The organism is Thermosipho sp. (in: thermotogales) (genome assembly GCF_020054775.1).
GTDB classification, from domain to species: domain Bacteria; phylum Thermotogota; class Thermotogae; order Thermotogales; family Fervidobacteriaceae; genus Thermosipho; species Thermosipho africanus.
Window position 1 is genome coordinate 1 of sequence record NZ_JAIHAP010000013.1, and the last position, 17,693, is coordinate 17,693.

At 32.9% G+C, this 17,693-nt stretch carries 18 protein-coding genes and 1 CRISPR repeat array; of the genes, 2 read left to right on the forward strand and 16 right to left on the reverse strand.

The annotated features are described in order from the left end of the window. Positions 1-69: 69 nt before the first annotated feature. Positions 70-2,132: direct repeats of the CRISPR family, unit length 30 nt; unit sequence GTTTTCATTCCTCATAGGTAGATTCTAAAC. A gap of 897 nt (positions 2,133-3,029) precedes the next feature. The 3 genes from JG780_RS03835 to JG780_RS03845 form a co-directional block, all read right to left on the reverse strand. Next, positions 3,030-3,449 carry an FKBP-type peptidyl-prolyl cis-trans isomerase gene (locus JG780_RS03835; protein ID WP_287569251.1) on the reverse strand — a complete coding sequence of 140 codons (420 nt, stop codon included), beginning with the start codon at positions 3,447-3,449 and terminating at the stop codon, positions 3,030-3,032. 62 nt (positions 3,450-3,511) lie between these two features. Continuing rightward, positions 3,512-4,714 carry an MFS transporter gene (locus JG780_RS03840; protein WP_287569253.1) on the reverse strand — a complete coding sequence of 401 codons (1,203 nt, stop codon included), beginning with the start codon at positions 4,712-4,714 and terminating at the stop codon, positions 3,512-3,514. Next, on the reverse strand, positions 4,698-5,648 hold the full coding sequence (locus JG780_RS03845; RefSeq protein ID WP_287569254.1) for a radical SAM/SPASM domain-containing protein: 951 nt from the start codon (positions 5,646-5,648) through the stop codon (positions 4,698-4,700). The genes JG780_RS03840 and JG780_RS03845 overlap by 17 nt, the downstream gene beginning before the upstream one ends. 99 nt (positions 5,649-5,747) lie before the next feature. On the opposite strand from JG780_RS03845, the gene JG780_RS03850 reads away from it, so the two are divergent. Then, on the forward strand, positions 5,748-6,764 hold the full coding sequence (locus JG780_RS03850; protein ID WP_287569255.1) for a M20/M25/M40 family metallo-hydrolase: 1,017 nt from the start codon (positions 5,748-5,750) through the stop codon (positions 6,762-6,764). Continuing rightward, positions 6,765-7,772: a M42 family metallopeptidase gene (locus tag JG780_RS03855; protein WP_287569256.1), complete on the forward strand. Its 1,008-nt coding sequence runs from the start codon at positions 6,765-6,767 to the stop codon at positions 7,770-7,772. It begins immediately after the preceding gene. A 67-nt stretch (positions 7,773-7,839) separates the two neighbouring features. Here the strand turns inward: JG780_RS03855 and rpoZ are convergent, their stop codons facing one another. The 13 genes from rpoZ to JG780_RS03920 all read right to left on the reverse strand — a co-directional run bounded on the left by rpoZ (position 7,840) and on the right by JG780_RS03920 (position 17,521). Continuing rightward, entirely contained in the window at positions 7,840-8,067 is a 228-nt protein-coding gene (gene rpoZ / locus JG780_RS03860; protein WP_004103971.1) for a DNA-directed RNA polymerase subunit omega, read from the reverse strand. After that, positions 8,051-8,683, reverse strand: a complete 633-nt coding sequence (gene gmk / locus JG780_RS03865; RefSeq protein WP_012579504.1) for a guanylate kinase — start codon at positions 8,681-8,683, stop codon at positions 8,051-8,053. The genes rpoZ and gmk overlap by 17 nt, the downstream gene beginning before the upstream one ends. A gap of 1 nt (position 8,684) precedes the next feature. Next, on the reverse strand, positions 8,685-8,969 hold the full coding sequence (locus JG780_RS03870) for a DUF370 domain-containing protein (protein WP_004103981.1): 285 nt from the start codon (positions 8,967-8,969) through the stop codon (positions 8,685-8,687). Positions 8,970-8,986: 17 nt separating this feature from the next. Then, complete coding sequence (locus tag JG780_RS03875) at positions 8,987-9,862, reverse strand: YicC/YloC family endoribonuclease (RefSeq protein ID WP_287569258.1); 876 nt, start codon at positions 9,860-9,862, stop codon at positions 8,987-8,989. A gap of 135 nt (positions 9,863-9,997) precedes the next feature. Continuing rightward, complete coding sequence (locus tag JG780_RS03880; RefSeq protein WP_012579506.1) at positions 9,998-10,537, reverse strand: 2-oxoacid:ferredoxin oxidoreductase subunit gamma family protein; 540 nt, start codon at positions 10,535-10,537, stop codon at positions 9,998-10,000. Then, entirely contained in the window at positions 10,534-11,286 is a 753-nt protein-coding gene (locus tag JG780_RS03885) for a thiamine pyrophosphate-dependent enzyme (RefSeq protein ID WP_114702290.1), read from the reverse strand. Before JG780_RS03885 ends, JG780_RS03880 begins: the two co-directional genes overlap by 4 nt. Before the next feature lie 5 nt (positions 11,287-11,291). Next, a complete protein-coding gene (locus tag JG780_RS03890) occupies positions 11,292-12,350 on the reverse strand; it encodes a 3-methyl-2-oxobutanoate dehydrogenase subunit VorB (RefSeq protein WP_287569259.1) in 1,059 nt (352 codons plus the stop codon). Positions 12,351-12,363: 13 nt separating this feature from the next. Next, positions 12,364-12,585 carry a 4Fe-4S dicluster domain-containing protein gene (locus JG780_RS03895; RefSeq protein ID WP_004103990.1) on the reverse strand — a complete coding sequence of 74 codons (222 nt, stop codon included), beginning with the start codon at positions 12,583-12,585 and terminating at the stop codon, positions 12,364-12,366. A 13-nt stretch (positions 12,586-12,598) separates the two neighbouring features. After that, on the reverse strand, positions 12,599-13,243 hold the full coding sequence (locus tag JG780_RS03900; RefSeq protein WP_287569260.1) for a cobalamin biosynthesis protein CobQ: 645 nt from the start codon (positions 13,241-13,243) through the stop codon (positions 12,599-12,601). Then, positions 13,236-14,327, reverse strand: coding sequence for a butyrate kinase (gene buk, locus JG780_RS03905; RefSeq protein WP_012579510.1), 1,092 nt, complete (start codon positions 14,325-14,327; stop codon positions 13,236-13,238). The genes JG780_RS03900 and buk (JG780_RS03905) overlap by 8 nt, the downstream gene beginning before the upstream one ends. Beyond that, the gene (locus JG780_RS03910; protein ID WP_004104008.1) at positions 14,320-15,231 is read right to left on the reverse strand and encodes a phosphate butyryltransferase; all 912 of its coding nucleotides are present in this window, start codon (positions 15,229-15,231) and stop codon (positions 14,320-14,322) included. Before JG780_RS03910 ends, buk (JG780_RS03905) begins: the two co-directional genes overlap by 8 nt. Beyond that, a complete protein-coding gene (buk, locus tag JG780_RS03915; RefSeq protein ID WP_198429602.1) occupies positions 15,228-16,289 on the reverse strand; it encodes a butyrate kinase in 1,062 nt (353 codons plus the stop codon). Before buk (JG780_RS03915) ends, JG780_RS03910 begins: the two co-directional genes overlap by 4 nt. Then, a complete protein-coding gene (locus JG780_RS03920) occupies positions 16,286-17,521 on the reverse strand; it encodes an aminotransferase-like domain-containing protein (protein WP_287569261.1) in 1,236 nt (411 codons plus the stop codon). The genes buk (JG780_RS03915) and JG780_RS03920 overlap by 4 nt, the downstream gene beginning before the upstream one ends. Positions 17,522-17,693 lie beyond the last annotated feature (172 nt).

The following is a 17,693-nucleotide window of genomic DNA, read 5'->3' on the forward strand; positions in this document are numbered from 1 at the left end:
TCATTCCTCATAGGTAGATTCTAAACTACAAAGTTAGAATTTGACAAAAAAGGAATAAAAGAATTTGAAGTTTTCATTCCTCATAGGTAGATTCTAAACGAAATTGCATTCAGTTATAGCCTTGTTGATTCTACAGAGTTTTCATTCCTCATAGGTAGATTCTAAACTCTGGTGATAGAATCGTGGTAGTACTCAATGGTCATACGGTGCAGTTTTCATTCCTCATAGGTAGATTCTAAACAACCAAACAGACGAGTTGACAAACAAGGAGAGGGCCGAGAGTTTTCATTCCTCATAGGTAGATTCTAAACATTCTTTTCAAAAAATTATAGAATTGTATGAAAAATCAGAAGTTTTCATTCCTCATAGGTAGATTCTAAACAGTGATGAAAGATGGTAAATATTAAAAAAGTAAATTTTGAGTTTTCATTCCTCATAGGTAGATTCTAAACAAAAAGAGCTAAGGACGTGGGGGTTAAATTAACACTCCGTTTTCATTCCTCATAGGTAGATTCTAAACAAAAATGAAATTGTTAAAGGAAGGTATCAAAGAGTTTGGTTTTCATTCCTCATAGGTAGATTCTAAACCTTTGTTTTTAGATATGTTTCACATGAAGCAGGCGGTTATAGTCGTTTTCATTCCTCATAGGTAGATTCTAAACCGGCTTCAATTGAACCCGAGAAATCCGAAGGTATTACCGAAAAGTTTTCATTCCTCATAGGTAGATTCTAAACCAGAATTTGTCGGTGTTCAAATTGAAAACTTCTTAAAGAGTTTTCATTCCTCATAGGTAGATTCTAAACGGATATTATGACAAAGTTAGAAAGGGCAAAAAATATATTAGTTTTCATTCCTCATAGGTAGATTCTAAACCGAAACAAATGTCCTGAACTTATCTTAAACGATTTAGGAAAGTTTTCATTCCTCATAGGTAGATTCTAAACATGGTAAAGGTGTGTGGAAAAATATGGAAGAAGCTGTAATGTTTTCATTCCTCATAGGTAGATTCTAAACAAAAATAAGGAGGGAGAGTTATGAGTAAAATGGTATTAGTTTTCATTCCTCATAGGTAGATTCTAAACAATTAAATGATGTAGATTATTATGGTCACAATAGTTATAAAGTTTTCATTCCTCATAGGTAGATTCTAAACCCAAAAGAACCTTGGCGAAAAAAAGAAAAAAATAATTACGTTTTCATTCCTCATAGGTAGATTCTAAACGAAATAGAATGTACCGCGTTTGTAAAATCGAAGACGGTAGTTTTCATTCCTCATAGGTAGATTCTAAACGTCGTTTAGCAGGTTTAAAAGCCTGCTAAAATCAAAAAACTATAGTTTTCATTCCTCATAGGTAGATTCTAAACAAAAATAAAAAATGGGAGGGGATATTATGATGAGTGTTTTCATTCCTCATAGGTAGATTCTAAACGGGAGAATTATGATAAATGTGAAAAAAGCGAGTTTCGAATATGACCGTTTTCATTCCTCATAGGTAGATTCTAAACAGGTTTGTTAACGCATTGGATGTCACAGGGTTAATAGAAGAGTTTTCATTCCTCATAGGTAGATTCTAAACGTATTAAATTATGAATACGTTATAACGGAAGATGAATGTTTTCATTCCTCATAGGTAGATTCTAAACGAAAATGAGGTTACGCGCAAATGAGAAACAACTAATTTTGTTTTCATTCCTCATAGGTAGATTCTAAACGGGGGTAAAAGCATGTTGAAATTAAAAAAAGTTGAATACTGGTTTTCATTCCTCATAGGTAGATTCTAAACGAATATACCATCACTGAGTAGGGCTTCCTTTTTTGGAAGTTTTCATTCCTCATAGGTAGATTCTAAACAATACCAGATTTTAAGTCTAAGTAAAATAGTATTTGTCGGTATTGGTTTTCATTCCTCATAGGTAGATTCTAAACAGAGACTTATGGTTGAGATTTGATAGTGGGTTATTAGAGTTTTCATTCCTCATAGGTAGATTCTAAACATGAAATTTTCATGAACAATTTTTCGGTCAAAAAAAGTGAGTTTTCATTCCTCATAGGTAGATTCTAAACACAAACTATGCTACAACTGTGGAGAAAGTTAGTAAGGTTTTCATTCCTCATAGGTAGATTCTAAACCCTATAACTATTCTCATAAATAAATATAACAAGAAAAAGTAACAAAACCTTTGAGCGGAAGTAAACGGTAAGTTAAATCTAGAATTTATGAGCTTTTATTTAATTTTATCTTCGAAAACATCCCCTTGAAATTTGTCTAATTTTAGTCCGTTAACATAAATGTTACATCTATTATATTATAGAAAAAGTAAAAATAAGCTTTTTTTGAATCTGGTTAAAAGTATGTTAAAAAGATTTTCTTTCATAGAATTACTTCAACACTTTTTTATAGTTAAATTTAAATTTCTTTTTAGTTAATTTTTTTATCTTATTTTCAAACAACTACAAAAGTGAATACACCCGAGTCAATATAAAAAATTATCTATCAATTAATCTAATCATCTTATGATAATTTGTTAGTCTTTCTACTAACATTGCAAACTGCTGTCTTAGTAATATATATGTCATCTGTTATTTTATTACCTTCTTATTAATCTTCTGTTTTAACTTTTCTATATACCGTTCTTTTATCAACATTTTTCTATATATTAATCTATTTATTTTTCTTCTCATACAATTCTTACCTTCTAGATTTTAAATACACATTTATCTTTTCTTTGATTTTCAATAAATCCCACTACTAGTATCCTTTTAATTAGCAGAACAAAAACTTTGGTAGTAATTTTTTTAAAAAACAAATAAAAAATATAATTTGGTTTTAATGGCTAACTTTAAAACACAAATTAAAAACATTAATATTATCAAATGAATTGTTATTACATAATTTTCAAGCCATTCAAGGTAAATTCATATTTCTTAAAAAATAATCATCTAATTGAATTTAAAAATACCCCATCCTCTTCACTCTGGATGGGGTACATCGATAAAATACTTTGTTATTTTAATAAAAAGAAATCATTAACCAATAGAAACTATCTCTACTTCAAATATCAAGTTTTTCCCTGCAAGTGGATGATTTGCATCTAAATAAGCCATGTCATTTTTTATATCACTTACTCTAACAATAAAGCCACTACCATCTGGTTGATGAACTTCCAACAAATGATCCACCGCAACATCTTCTGGAAGCTTTGACTTTTCAACTGGAAAAACAAGATCTTCTCTATAAGGCCCATATGCCTTTTCAAATGGAACATTTATTGTCTTTTTTTCTCCAACTTCCATACCCATCAAACCTTCTTCAAAACCTGGAATAACTTGGTTCATACCAACTACAAATTCTAATGGCTCTTTTCCAACTGAACTGTCAAAAACTTCTCCGTCCTCAAATTTTCCCACATAATGGACTTTAACTTTGTCTCCACTTTTAATACCCATGAATATCACCTCACAAAATTTAATACAATTCCATTATACACCAAATAGAAAAAAACACAAATTCAATCTTTTATCTTAAAAAACAAACTCATCAAAAGTAGAATTATTCCTAAAATTGATACTGATTGTCCAACACCAAATTTATCTGCAAAAAAACCCAAAACTATCGAGAAAACTGCCGTCAGTAATGTTGTAGCTTGTGATTCAACTGACAAAACTGAGGCAAGAGCATCAGATTCAACATTGTCTCCTACATATGAAACTGCAATTGGACGTCTTAAATTCTCAAGTATGTACAAAACAATGAAGATCAAAATAGAAACTATATAGAAATTAAAAATATAGCTTACTCCCGCAAAAATTACCGATAATGCACCTACAAATAATGTCAAATTTAAAGCAAATGAAGAACTTTTCTTTCCAATCTTCCATGAATTCTTAGATGCATATGAAGTTAAAAGGTAAAGAAAAAAGTATACAATACCAATTACAATGGAAGATCTCTTTTTATCATCTAACCACACAAATATTGGAATTGACAATGCAAATGATTCCAAAATAGGTTGCAAATAATCCTTTAAACTTTTAAAAATAGCAGAATAGCTTGATGTATTTAAAAGTATTTTTAAAACCCTCCAGCTTGCAACAGCATCTATAAAGTCTTTTAAAGTTTGTTTTTTTGTCTTTTTTACCTCAGCTTTATCAAGTTCATTAGGATAAGTTGCAAGATTAATTAAATTTAATATATACGGAAGAATTGCAATAAAAAATACTGTTCTATAGTTTCCGCTTACAAAAACTATAGATGCAGCAATCAATGAATTAAGTGCTGAGCCAAGCTGCGAGGCCGCTCTTGTCGCTCCATAATATTGAACCTTTAAATTTTCCATACCATTAATTTTTAAATACTGAAAAATCATTGCCTTGTGTGTACCGGTTCTAAAAGCTTCTCCAAAAGAAAAAAATATCATTGCAAGTATGTACAAATAAAACGATCTTGAAAAATAAAAAATCAAAAAGGAGATAATATAGGATATCATAGAAAAAAGCATAGATTTTTTTCGCCCATACAAATCTGCAATTACACCTGTTGGAATTTCTAAAATGTTGGTTGCAATGCTTTTAATTGAGTAAAGAATTCCAATTTGAAGATAGCTAAGGCCGGAAGAAAGGAAGAACAAAATTAAAAAAGGCTCAAAAAAACGTAAATTTTTCAGAAAGCCATACATTTGAAATTTTCTAAATTGCTTATCTTTCTTTATCATCTACATGCACCTCGCAAAATATTGGGTCATAATCCAAACCTAATTTCTTTGCAAATGCTCTACAACCACCAAAGCAATTGCTAAAATGAGTACACCCCTTACAATTTGAAATTAATATATCCGGGTTATAACTTTCCCAAATTTGCTTAAATGGCTTTTCCTTTAAATTTCCCATATAATATTCTTTATCATATCTAAAATGACCACAAGGAACAACCGTTCCATCTACTAAAACAGATGCATGCTCTCTACCTGCGGTACACAACCCTCCAGAAATATTCTCTTCAACATAAAACTTTAATTTATTTTCATACTTTTTAATTACTTTTCTAACGTGCTCAACTTCTTTTTTAGTTGGCAAAAGAAGATCTTTATAAAGTTCTCCTCTGCCTACAGGGACAAATCTATCTACATAAAGTGAAACATTATGTTCCATCGCAAATTTAACCATCTCTTCAAAATGCTCATAATTTACCTTATTTACAACATGCAATACCGTAACATCAAACCCTTCTTCAAGAAAATTAAGGAATCCTCTATATGTTTTTTCAAATGCCCCAGGTCCTCTAACAAAATCGTGAATTTCTGGTGTATGTCCATCAAATGAAATTCCTACCTTTAACTGTGGATAAACTTCCTTAATCCTTTTGACAATTTCTTTGCTTGCAAGTGAAGCATTAGTATTTAACATAACATCGAGTCCAATACTTGCAGCATAAGAAATAATGTCAATAATATCCTGCCTTATTAAAGGCTCCCCACCAATTAGATCAACAATTTCAACATTTGCATCTTTTAAATCATGTAAAACCTTTTCCACCTCATCAAAAGAAAGCTCATTAGAAGACTTTTTCCCTGCATTACAATAGCAGTGTTTGCATGAATAATTACAAGCAGTCGTGAGTTCAAACTCGATTATCTTTGGATACCGCATATCTCTCCCCCTTTTCTTAAGTTTTTACCTATATTAGTATATACCATATTCTTTAAAATTGTGATAAAATCTTGTTAGAAAACAAGAAGGAGGGATACAGTGAACACTAAAGATTTGTTACTAAAGCTATCATCAATTCATGGACCATCAGGACATGAGTACAAGGCAACAAAAGAAATTGAAAATATTATGAAAGATTTAGTAGATGAATGTCATTATACAAAAGTTGGAAGTTTAGTTTGTGTAAAAAAAGGGGAAGGCAAAGGTAAAATTGGCCTTCTTGCACACGTTGACCAACTTGGTTTTGTAATTTCAAAAGTAACAGATGATGGTTTTGCATATGTTTCTGGTATAGGTGGTTGGGATCCTAAAACCGTAATTGGTCAAAGGGCAAAAATCTATTCAAAAAATAGAGAATTCTACGGAGTTTTTGGATTTTTAGCACCACACCTTCAAAAGGCTGAAGATAGAAAAAAAATACCAACTTTTAATTATTTGTTCCTTGATATCAGTATGAATGAAAATTGGAAAGAAATTCAAGTTGGAGATATTGTAATGTTAGATGAAATTGAAGGATTTGAAAAAAACAACTTAGTATACGCACCTGCACTTGACAATAGAGCAAGTTGTGTTTCGCTAATTAAAACTGCTGAAATCCTTAAAAAATTAAAACATCAATTTGACGTATACTTTATTTTCTCAACTCAAGAAGAAATAGGTGGTCCAGGTGCTCCTACAGCGGCATATTTTGCAGACCTTGACTATGCATTTGTTATAGACGTCACACATGGAGATGAAACAATCCCTGGATTTAGAAAAATAGAAATTAATAAGGGACCTGTTGTAGCTGTTGGACCTGTTGTAGACAAAGAATTTAACGAAAAAGTACAAAATGTATCAAGTCAATATAACATAAAGATACAATACGAGCCTATTCCAAGAAGAAGTGGTACTGATACAGACGCAGTCCAACTTGTAAAGACAGGGATAAAAACTCAATTGATATCAATTCCATTAAAGTACATGCACACACCATATGAAAAGGTCCATGTAAATGACGTTGAAAATACAGCAAAGCTTATGGCATTCACCATTTCAGAATTGGAGGTGCAATAAATGTATTTAAAAGAACTTTCTGAAATAAATGGAGTCTCAGGAAATGAAAAAAAAGTAAGAGACTTTATCATAGAAAAGATAAAAGATAAAGTTGATAAATTTTGGGTAGATAGAATGGGAAATTTAATTGCCTTCAAGAAAGGAAATGGTAAGGCAAAAGTTGTTTTGGATGCACACATGGACGAAGTTGGCTTCATGATTACAAATATTGAAGAAGACGGATCACTTTCTTTCATGCCAGTTGGAGGTGTAGATCCAAGGGTAGTAATCGGCAAAAAAGTCATTATTAACGATGAAATAATAGGGGTTATTGGCTTTAAAGCAATTCACTTACAAGATGATCCATACAAAGCTCCTGAATTTTCACAATTAAAAATTGATGCAGGATTTTCTTCAAAGGCTGAAGCAGAAAAAAAGGTTAAAATAGGTGTTTACGTTGCATTTACAACAAAATATAAAGAAATTGGCAACTTTGCAACTGGTAAAGCATTTGACGATAGAGGCGGATGTAGCATTTTAATAGATTTAATTGAAAGTAATGTAAAAAGTGACTATGACCTCTATTTTGTATTTAGTGTGCAAGAAGAAACGGGCCTTCGTGGTGCAGCAGTTGTTAGCGAACAAATAAAACCAGATTTTGCAATTGCACTTGAAACAACTACAGCTGGTGATAATCCTGAATTAGATAAATCTCAATGGGCAACTCATATTGGTGATGGACCCGCTTTGACATTCTTACATTCAGGCTATGTTATTGACAAAGACTTATTCGATGCACTCGTTGATACTGCAAAGAAAAATAACATTCCATTTCAGTATAAAAGAAGAACTGCTGGTGGAACAAATGCTGCAAGGTATGCAAGAAGTACATACGGTGTTCCTGCTGCAGTAATTTCAATTCCTTCAAGATACATTCACAGCCCTATAATAGTAATAAGCCTTGATGATTATAAAAACAGTGTTTTACTAGTTAAAAAATTCCTTGAAAGTGCTCCAGTAGTAAAATAAACCCTAAATTATGCAATAAAAACATGACCCTGAAAAATTCAGGGTCATGTTTTCTTTTTCTAAAAGACTACTTTACATTTGGAATTAAAACTTTCAAAATCTCTTCATTCTTAATTCTTATATAACCTTCACTCAATTCCTTTAGCGCAATACTTACATAGTTGTTATCCCAAGTTTCAACATAAGGTTTTGCAAATTCCTTTAAATTTTCTGCACGTTTTGCCGCTGCAATTGGAATAGCAAATTTGTAGGGAATCTTCTTTAGTAGTTCATCGTAGTTAATTACCGGTCTCACTTTCACTCACCCCTTTAAAAAGCCGTTTTATCAATTCTTCGTCTAAAATTCTCCTTGTTCTGTACGATTCTGCAATAACTATAGATTTCATTGCAAGTATAGACTTTTCAAGATCACTATTTACTATTAAATAATCAAATTCAACAATCTTTGACATTTCCCACTTTGCATTTTCAAGCCTTTTTAGCATCGACTGGCTATTTTCAGTTCCTCTTTTTAAAAGCCTCTCCTTCAAAACTTCATAACTTGGTGGTGCAACAAAGATAAATACTGCATCATCAAAATTTCTCTTTACCTGCAACGCTCCTTGTACATCTATATCTAATATTATTCTATTACCTTTTTCAATATTTTCAAGTACAAATTTTTTTGGCGTTCCATACAAATTTCCATGCACTTCCGCCCATTCTAAAAATTCGCCTTTTTCTCTCATTTCAATAAACTTATCTCTACTTACAAAAAAATAATCTACACCATCAACTTCTCCTGGACGTGGTGGGCGTGTAGTACATGAAACAGAAAAAACTATATTCTCTAGTTTATTCATAAGGGCACTAATAATACTTGTTTTTCCAACTCCTGATGGTCCACTAACTACAAATAAAGTCCCCTTCATATTATCCCTTTCTTCTAATTTTGTCAAGTTGTTCTTCTATTTCAAAGAATGATTGCATAAACCTTTGGGCAATAGTTTCTGGCTGAATTGCACTTAAAATTATATGGTTACTATCGGAAATTAGGATAGCTCTTGTTTTTCTCCCGTATGTTGCATCAATAAGCTTTCCTTCTTCCTTTGCATCCTCTTTTAGTCTTTTAAGTGGTGCACTTTCAGGATTAACAATTGCTACAATCCTGTCACCTGCAATTACATTTCCAAAACCAATATTAATTAAACCAAACATAAAATACACCTCCCAAATTATTCAACGTTTTGAATTTGCTCTTTCAATTGTGAATTAATATATTTGCCCTCAAGGGCTAAATTGCTAATTTCAAGCATTCTACTTTTAGAAAGTATCGTATTAAATTCTCTGTGAACTTCTTGTGTTAGAAAATTAAATAACATTCCAACTGGCTCATCCTTTAATAAAAGCTCTTTCATCCTATCTATATGACTTTTTAATCTTTCTATTTCTTCCCTTATATCTGCTTTATCTGCTATTAAAGCTACCGCTGTTTCAAATTGGTTTGTATCCATCTCAACATTTTCAGGTAAAATTTCTTCAACACTTTCTCTCAATTTCTTTGCAATTTCTTCTTTCATATTACTCGCTACTTTTTCTATATTTAATGTAATCTCTTCTATTTTATTCACCATATTTTCTATATCTTTACATATCTTTTGACCTTCCTTTTTTCTTTCCTCAACTAACATCTCTAAAGACGATGATAAAACTTCTTTTGTAAAATTCCACAATTCTTCAACCACTTCATCTTCTATATCTCCACGAAAAATTTCTCTAAAATTCAATAAATCACCCAAAACTATCGAATTTTGTATTCCAAGACTTTCTCTTACACCTTCTAATGTATCATAGTACGATTTTGCCATAACATAATCAATCGAAAGATTTACCGGTGTTAAAAACTTAACATTTATTCTTAAATTAACCTTTCCACGGGTCAAAAAACTTGAAATTATCTTAGTAATTTCAATTTCTTTTGAAGATAAATAGTAAGGAAGGGATACATTAATATCTAATCCCTTTGAATTGAGACTTTTTACTTCACAACTTACTCTAAATTTTTCTGAAAACTTTTCCACTTTGGCATAGCCAGTCATACTTTTTAGCAAATTAATCACTCCTATTAACAATTATACACGATTTTTTAATTTTTTCAAAACTTTTTTCCCATTTTCAACTTGTTTTATCTTAATTAAAAAGACGGGACCCAAAGGGTCCCATAATGAGGGCTTTATCTCATCCGCCTACTGCTTGTTAGCTTCCTGCATTCCTCTTTCAATAGCTTTAATATTAATATCTATAAGGTCTGCTTTTTTTCCAGTTAATTTTTGCTCAAGTGCTTTTATTACACTTTCTTTTGAAACTATATTTGTAGCCCCAATTACTGCTCCAAGCATTACCATGTTTGCTACTTTTAAATTTCCAAGTTCATCTGCTATTTCATTACAATTTATTTTGTAAATATTTATTCCATCTTTTCTTTCAGGTTCTCTGTCTATAACCGATTCGTTTAAGAACAAGTATCCTCCATCAGTTACAAAGCTTTGAAATTTAAGCATTGAAGGAATATTCATAGCTACTACAACTTCTGCTTTATCTACCACTGGTGATGCAACTTCTTTGTCTTCAACTACAACGGTACAATTTGCAGTTCCGCCGCGCATTTCTGGACCGTACGATGGCATCCAAGTTACACTCTTTCCCTCAATCATTCCTGCATAAGCAAGGATTTGTCCCATAAGCATTACACCTTGACCACCAAATCCTGCAAATACAAATCTCATTTCTCATCACCAACCTTATCCACAAATACACCCAATGGATATTCAGGAATCATATTTTCTTCAAGCCATTTATTTGCAGATACAGGATCAATTCCCCAGTTTGTTGGACATGTTGATAATACTTCAACCATTCCAAATCCTATTCCCTTTACCTGTGCTAAAAATGCTTTTTTGATTGCCTTTTTAGTTTTTTCTACGTCTTGAGGTGTATTTACCTTTGTTCTTGCAAGATATGCTACTCCCCTTGCTTCTTTTAAGAATTCGCACATATGCATTGGATAACCATCATTTTCTGCTTTTCTTCCATATGGTGTTGTTGTTGACTTCATACCTAAAAGCGTTGTTGGAGCCATTTGACCACCAGTCATTCCATAAATTGCGTTATTAACAAAAATTGTAGTAATCTTTTCTCCTCTATTTGCAGCATGCATAATCTCTGCTGTACCAATTGCTGCCAAGTCTCCGTCACCTTGATATGTAAATACATATAAATCTGGTCTTGCTCTTTTCATACCTGTAGCAACTGCCGGAGCTCTACCGTGTGGTGCTATTGTTCCATCCATGTTAAAAAATTGGTACGCAAAAACAGAACAACCTATTGGAGATACAACCAATGTTTTTTCCCTAATTCCAAGTTCATCGATAACTTCTGCTATTAATCTATGAATAATTCCATGGTGACATCCAGGACAATATGTAAATTCCTTTCCAGTTAATGATTCAGGCATTTTATATAAAACTTTTCTCATTAAATTCACCTCCCAATTTCCTTTTTCAATGCATCATAAATCTCATTAGGTGTTGGAACTACTCCACCCATTCTTGAATAGAACTTAATTGGCTTTTTACCTTTTACAGCTAGTTTTACATCCTCAAGCATTTGACCCATATTCATTTCTACGTCAAAGAACATTTCTACCTTATCTGCTAGTTTTTCAAGTGGCTCATATGGATATGGCCATACTGTAATTGGTCTAAATAAACCTACTTTTATTCCGTCTTCCCTAGCCATGTCAACAACACTCTTTGCAATTCTAGCTACAGTCCCAAATGCTGTTATTACAATGTCTGCATCTTCAGTTCTATATTCTTCCCATCTCACTTCATTCTTTTCAATTTCTTTGTATAATTCAACTAATTCCAAGTTCATTTTCTCAAGATTGTAAGGATCTATATCAAATGAAGTAACTATATGAGGCTCTCTTCCCTTTGCACCTATTAATGCCCAATCACTATGATCAGGTAAAGTAGAAAGATCTCTAAATTCTGGGAATTCAACTGGTTCCATCATCTGTCCCAACATACCATCTGCAAGAATAAGAGCAGGTGTTCTGTATTTGTCAGACAAGTCGAATGCTAGAACTGTAAGGTCAACAGCTTCCTGAACAGTTGATGGTGCAAGTACAATTAATCTATAATCTCCATGTCCACCACCTTTTGTTGCTTGCCAATAATCCCCTTGTGCTGGTTGAATATCACCAAGTCCAGGTCCACCACGTACAACATTTACAAATACTGCTGGAAGTTTTGCACATGCCATATAGGAAACGCCTTCCATCATCAAACTGAAACCTGGTGATGAAGTAGATGTCATAACCCTTTTACCGGTACATGCTGCACCGTATAACATATTAACAGTTGCAACTTCACTTTCAGTTTGTAAAAAAACTCCTCCAACTTCTGGCAATCTCTTTGACATATATTCTGGAAGCTCACTCTGAGGAGTTATAGGATATCCAAAGAAATGTCTACAACCTGCTCTTATAGCGGCTTCGCCAATTGCTTCCGTTCCTTTAACCATTACTTTTGCCATACTTTTTCCCTCCTCACTCTTCCCTATATACTGTTATACAAACATCAGGGCACATTCTATAACAAAATCCACAAGCAATACATTTTTCTAAATGTTTTGGTTCGGCAGGATGATAACCTTTTGAATTGAAAGAATCAGAAAATTCTATAACTTTCATTGGACAAGCATTAATACATAATCCGCAACCTTTACATCTTTCCTGATCGATTTCAATATATCCTTTTACCTTAGGCATTTTCACAACCTCCTTAAAAATCCATTTTCATGAACCTTTTTAACCTAAATTTTGGAAACTCTGTTTCAAAATCTTCTAAAAAGTCTGGTATGACTGTGTACTTCACCGGTACTTCCAATACTTGAGAAGCTTCTTTTAATATTCTTTCACCTTCTAAAATTACTTCTTTTGTTGTCTCTGAAGATAAATTGGAATTATTAATCAAATAATCAATTTTTATCTTGGCTACCTCGGTTAATTGTTTGTAAGTCTTTACAATTCCATCAACTGTTGATGTAAATGGCCTTCTTGTATTAACAACCATATAAATTTCTGTGTCTTTCAAATGTGGTTTTAAATAACCCACAACAACTATACCATTTTCCTCTCCACCAACATCCAACACCGTCTTATACTGAGGATTGTTCAAATAACCTGCTACCGCACCAGTAACTATTGGTAAATCTGCATGCTTTAAAGCACCTGGAGGTGTTACTACCTTAATTCCTTCTGCTTCAAGCTCATCAATTGCATCTCTTGTTCTAAAATATGGAGAAATAATATCCACATCTGCAATCGCAACATTTTCATGCACATTCTTTAACATTAACGCATAATTTATTGCAACTTCCGTCTTACCACTACCAAATAAACCTACAAAAACAAAATTTTTAGCCACGCATTTGCACCTCTTCCTTATAGCTTCTTGCTTTTTCTTCTCCCCTTAAAACCCTAAGTGCACCCATTGCAAGCGCTTTTTCTTCATCTCCACCTGGGTAAACAATTACTTTAGCAATAAAGCTAGTATATTCTTTTAACCATTTGACCATGTAATTTTCATCGTATGCAAGTCCACCAGTCAAAACTATTGCATCAACTTCTCCTTTTAAGGCTGCTGCCATTTTTCCAATCCATTTTGCAATTTGATATGCCATTGCTTTGTAAACAAGTTCTGCCTTTTTATCGCCATTTGATATCATTTCCTGTACCTTCATTGCATCATTGGTACCAAGGTATGCCACAAGTCCACCTTTTCCTTTTATTCTCTTTTTTATAAAATCATAATCGTACTTTCCTGAATAACACAAATCAATCAATTGAGTTAGTGGAAGTGTACCACTTCTTTCAGGAGTAAATGGTCCATCACCATCGAGTGCATTGTTTACATCAATAACTTTTCCATTTCTGTGAGCACCTATTGAAATACCTCCACCCATATGAACAACAATAAGGTTTGTTTCTTCATATTTTTTCCCAAGCTCTTCGGCTGCTCTTCTTGCAACAGCCTTTTGATTTAAAGCATGGAAAATTGATTTTCTTTCAAACATTGGATGCCCGGAAATTTTTGCAATCTTATCCATTTCGTCCACAACAACTGGATCAACAATATATGCAGGAATATTATATTTATTTGAAATTTCAAAAGCTATTACTGCTCCAAGATTTGATGCATGTTCCCCATATTTTGCTTGTTTTAATTCCTCAACCATCAACTCATCAACTAAATAAGTTCCACTTGGAATAGGTCTTACAAGACCGCCACGACCAACAACTGCATTAAAGTCTTTGTATTCAAATCCAAGTGTTTTTAAAAAATCTTCAATCACATTCACCCTAAATTCATATTGATCTATTAATCTTTTAAATTGTGAAAGTTCCTCAGGGGTATGTCTTAAGGTTTTGGAAGCAACTTGTTTTTCATCTTCAAAAATTGCTAATTTTGTACTGGTTGAACCTGGATTTATAACTAATATTCTATACATTAAGATCACCTGCCAAAAGGGTTGTAAGAGCAAGGGAAAGTAACTTTGTTTCATCGGAATCTGCTCTTGAAGTTAATGCAACTGGAACTTTTGCTCCAACTATTGCAGATGCAACCTTTGCTCCACCCAAAAATACCATTGATTTATAGAAAATATTTCCTGCTTCTATATCTGGCATGATTAAAACATCTGCATCACCAGCAACATCACTTACAATTCCTTTATGCTCTGCTGCTTCTTTTGAAACTGCATTATCCAAAGCAAAAGGTCCATCTACAATACAACCTTTGATTTGTCCTCTCTTATTCATTTGCGAAAGAATAGCTGCTTCAATTGTTGCTGGCATTTTTGGATTGACTATTTCAACAGCACCTAAGATAGCAACCTTAGGAGTTTCAACACCAACGGCTTTCTTTGCCACAAAAACTGCATTATTTATAAGGTCAACTTTCTGTTCTAAAGTTGGAGCAATTGTCATTCCTGCATCAGAAACGACCAAAAGTTTATGATACAAAGGAGTTTCAAAAATACTAACTAACGATAATGTTTTTCCGGTTCTAAGACCATATTCCTCTTTTAAAACAACTCTCATCAAATCTCCAGTTTTGATCTTTCCCTTCATTACAAAATCTGCCTGTTTTTCTACAACTAATTTTACAGCTTTTTCTGCAGCATCATTGTAATCCTTTGCATCCACCAGGTTATATTCGCTTAAGTCTATATTGTTTTCATTTGCTAACTTTTTAGTCTTTTCTACATCACCAACGAGTATTGCATTTATTATTCCTTCTTTTTTTGCTTTATCAATTGCTTTAAGAACAACTTCGTCTTCACTTGCTGCAACCGCAACGGTTTTTGGTCCATACTTTTTAGCTTTTTCTAAAATTTCATTTAATTTTTTCATTTTTTCTCACCCCATATCTTTGCCTCTTCCTCACCTTTTAAAACTCTTAAAGCTCCCTTTGCTAAAGCTTCCATTTCAAATTCTCCGGGTACAGAAAAGACAGGAGCAAATTTAAATACATAAGATTTTATCTTTTCCACAACTTCTACATTATTTGCAATTCCACCTGTTATGACAATTGCATCAACTTTTCCTTTTAAAACTGCACACATTCCACCGATTTCTTTTGCAATTTGGTATACCATTGCATCTATAATGAATTTTTCTTCTTCAGTCCCTTCTTCCATGACCTTTTTTACATCATTTGTTCCCAGATAAGCTACAACTCCACCTTTTCCTATAAACATCTTTTTTAACTCTTCTTTTGTATATTTTCCTGAAAAGCATAATTTTGCCACATCACCAACTGGAAGTTCTCCTGTTCTTTCTGGACTAAATGGACCTTCATCATTTGCATTATTTACATCTATCATTCTACCCTTTTCATGAGCTGTTACGGATATTCCTCCACCAAGATGAGCTACAACCATATTTAATTCTTCATATCTTTTTCCTAGTTGATTCGCAACTTCTCTTGCTACTGCCTTTATATTCAACGCATGTGCAAGACTAAGTCTTTCTATCTCAGGAATCCCAGACAGTCTAGCTTCATCAATCATTTCATCAACTGAAACTGGGTCAGTTATATAAACAGGAATCTTTCCACCAGATAGTGAATATCCAATTACAGCTGCAAGATTAGATGCATGTTTTACCCTGGTTTTATTTTTTAAATAATCAACCATTTCTTCATTTACTATGTATGTCCCACTTTCAAGTGGTGGTAAAATTCCGCCTCTACATGCTATTGCATCAAAATCTTCTAATTTGTAGCCATTAGATTCCACAAATTTTAAAATTGCTTCTTTTCTAAAATCTTCTTGTTCCATCAAATCATTGAACCTCTCAAGTTCTTCTACATCATGTCTCAAAGTCTCCTGAACTTTTTTTACATCATCTTCAAAAATTGCTACCTTCGTACTTGTAGAGCCAGGGTTAATAACTAAAATCAACACTATATCAACCCCTTACTCTTTCCATACCCAACAATTACATCTTTTAATCTTTTAACACCTTCTATTATCTTTTCATGCGGTGGCAAACAGAATGAAAGCCTCATTGAACTTGAAACGCTGTCATCTGGAGTAAATGCTTGACCTGGGATATAAAATACTAATCTTTTCTTTGCAATTTCAAACATTTCAAGAGTATCAAAACCTTCAGGCAAGGTAACCCAAGTAAACAAACCACCTGATGGATAAATCCATTTAATACCATTAATTTCTGAAAAGTTTTCTTCAAATGCCTTCATCATTGTATCTTTCTTTGATTTATAAAGCTTTAGTGTTGGTGTAATTTGTTCAATCAAATCGTATCTTTCAAGGTATCTTGCTGCAATTCTTTGTGTTAAAGCTGGGCTACACAAATCTGTACCTTGTTTTGCAAGAACAAATTTTCTAACTAGCTCTTTTTCACCAATAACTGCACCTATTCTAAGCCCAGGAGCAAGTATCTTACTAAAAGTATTAAGAAGAATAACTCTTTCTTTTCCTGCAAGTTTAAATAATGATGGAAGATGCTCTCCCTCAAATCTGAGCAATCCATATGGATCGTCTTCTAATATTAACAAGTCATATTTTTCAGCAAGTTCTATTATTCTCTTTCTCTTTTCCAATGAAAGTGTTGCACCAGCGGGGTTGTGGAAGTTTGGAATTACATAAATAAACTTTACTTTCTTTATCTGCCCTTTCTCATCGAGTTCTTTTAATTTCTTTTCTAAAACATCTACATTCATTCCATCATCTTCAATAGGTACCGAAACAAAATTTGCAAATCTCATTCTAAATGCACTTGCAGCTCCAAGATAAAATGGATTTTCAACAATAGCTATGCTTTCTTCATCTAAAAATACCTTTCCAGCAAGCTCAAGTGCCTGCTGTGAACCAGTTGTAAACATAATATTTGATTCATCAAGTCCACTAATTCCAAATAATTTTTCCAACAATCTCAACATTTGCTTTGCAAGTTCTGGATCACCTTCGGTTGTACTATATTGAAGCACGTAGCCATATTCATTTTCTATAACTTCGGATGCAATTTTGGAAAGTTCGTGTCTTGGGAAGGTTTCCGGGTCTGGAACTCCACCTCCAAAGGAAATAGCTCCTTCAACACTTGCGTACTTTAAGAGTTCTCTTATCAAGGAGGAGCGAAGGTTGTTACCTAATTTCGAATACTTTGAACTATAATCCATAGTTTCACCTCCAAATATATGTATCTTATCTCTCATTGTTTGCAATTTTTTGCATGCAAAATTTTGCATTTTTTAACAATTGAAATAATTCTATAATAAGTGTACAATAGAAATACAAAATAGTAAAACTCTAAATAAGCAAGTTTTCCTTCAAAATCAGCAATTTTCTCTA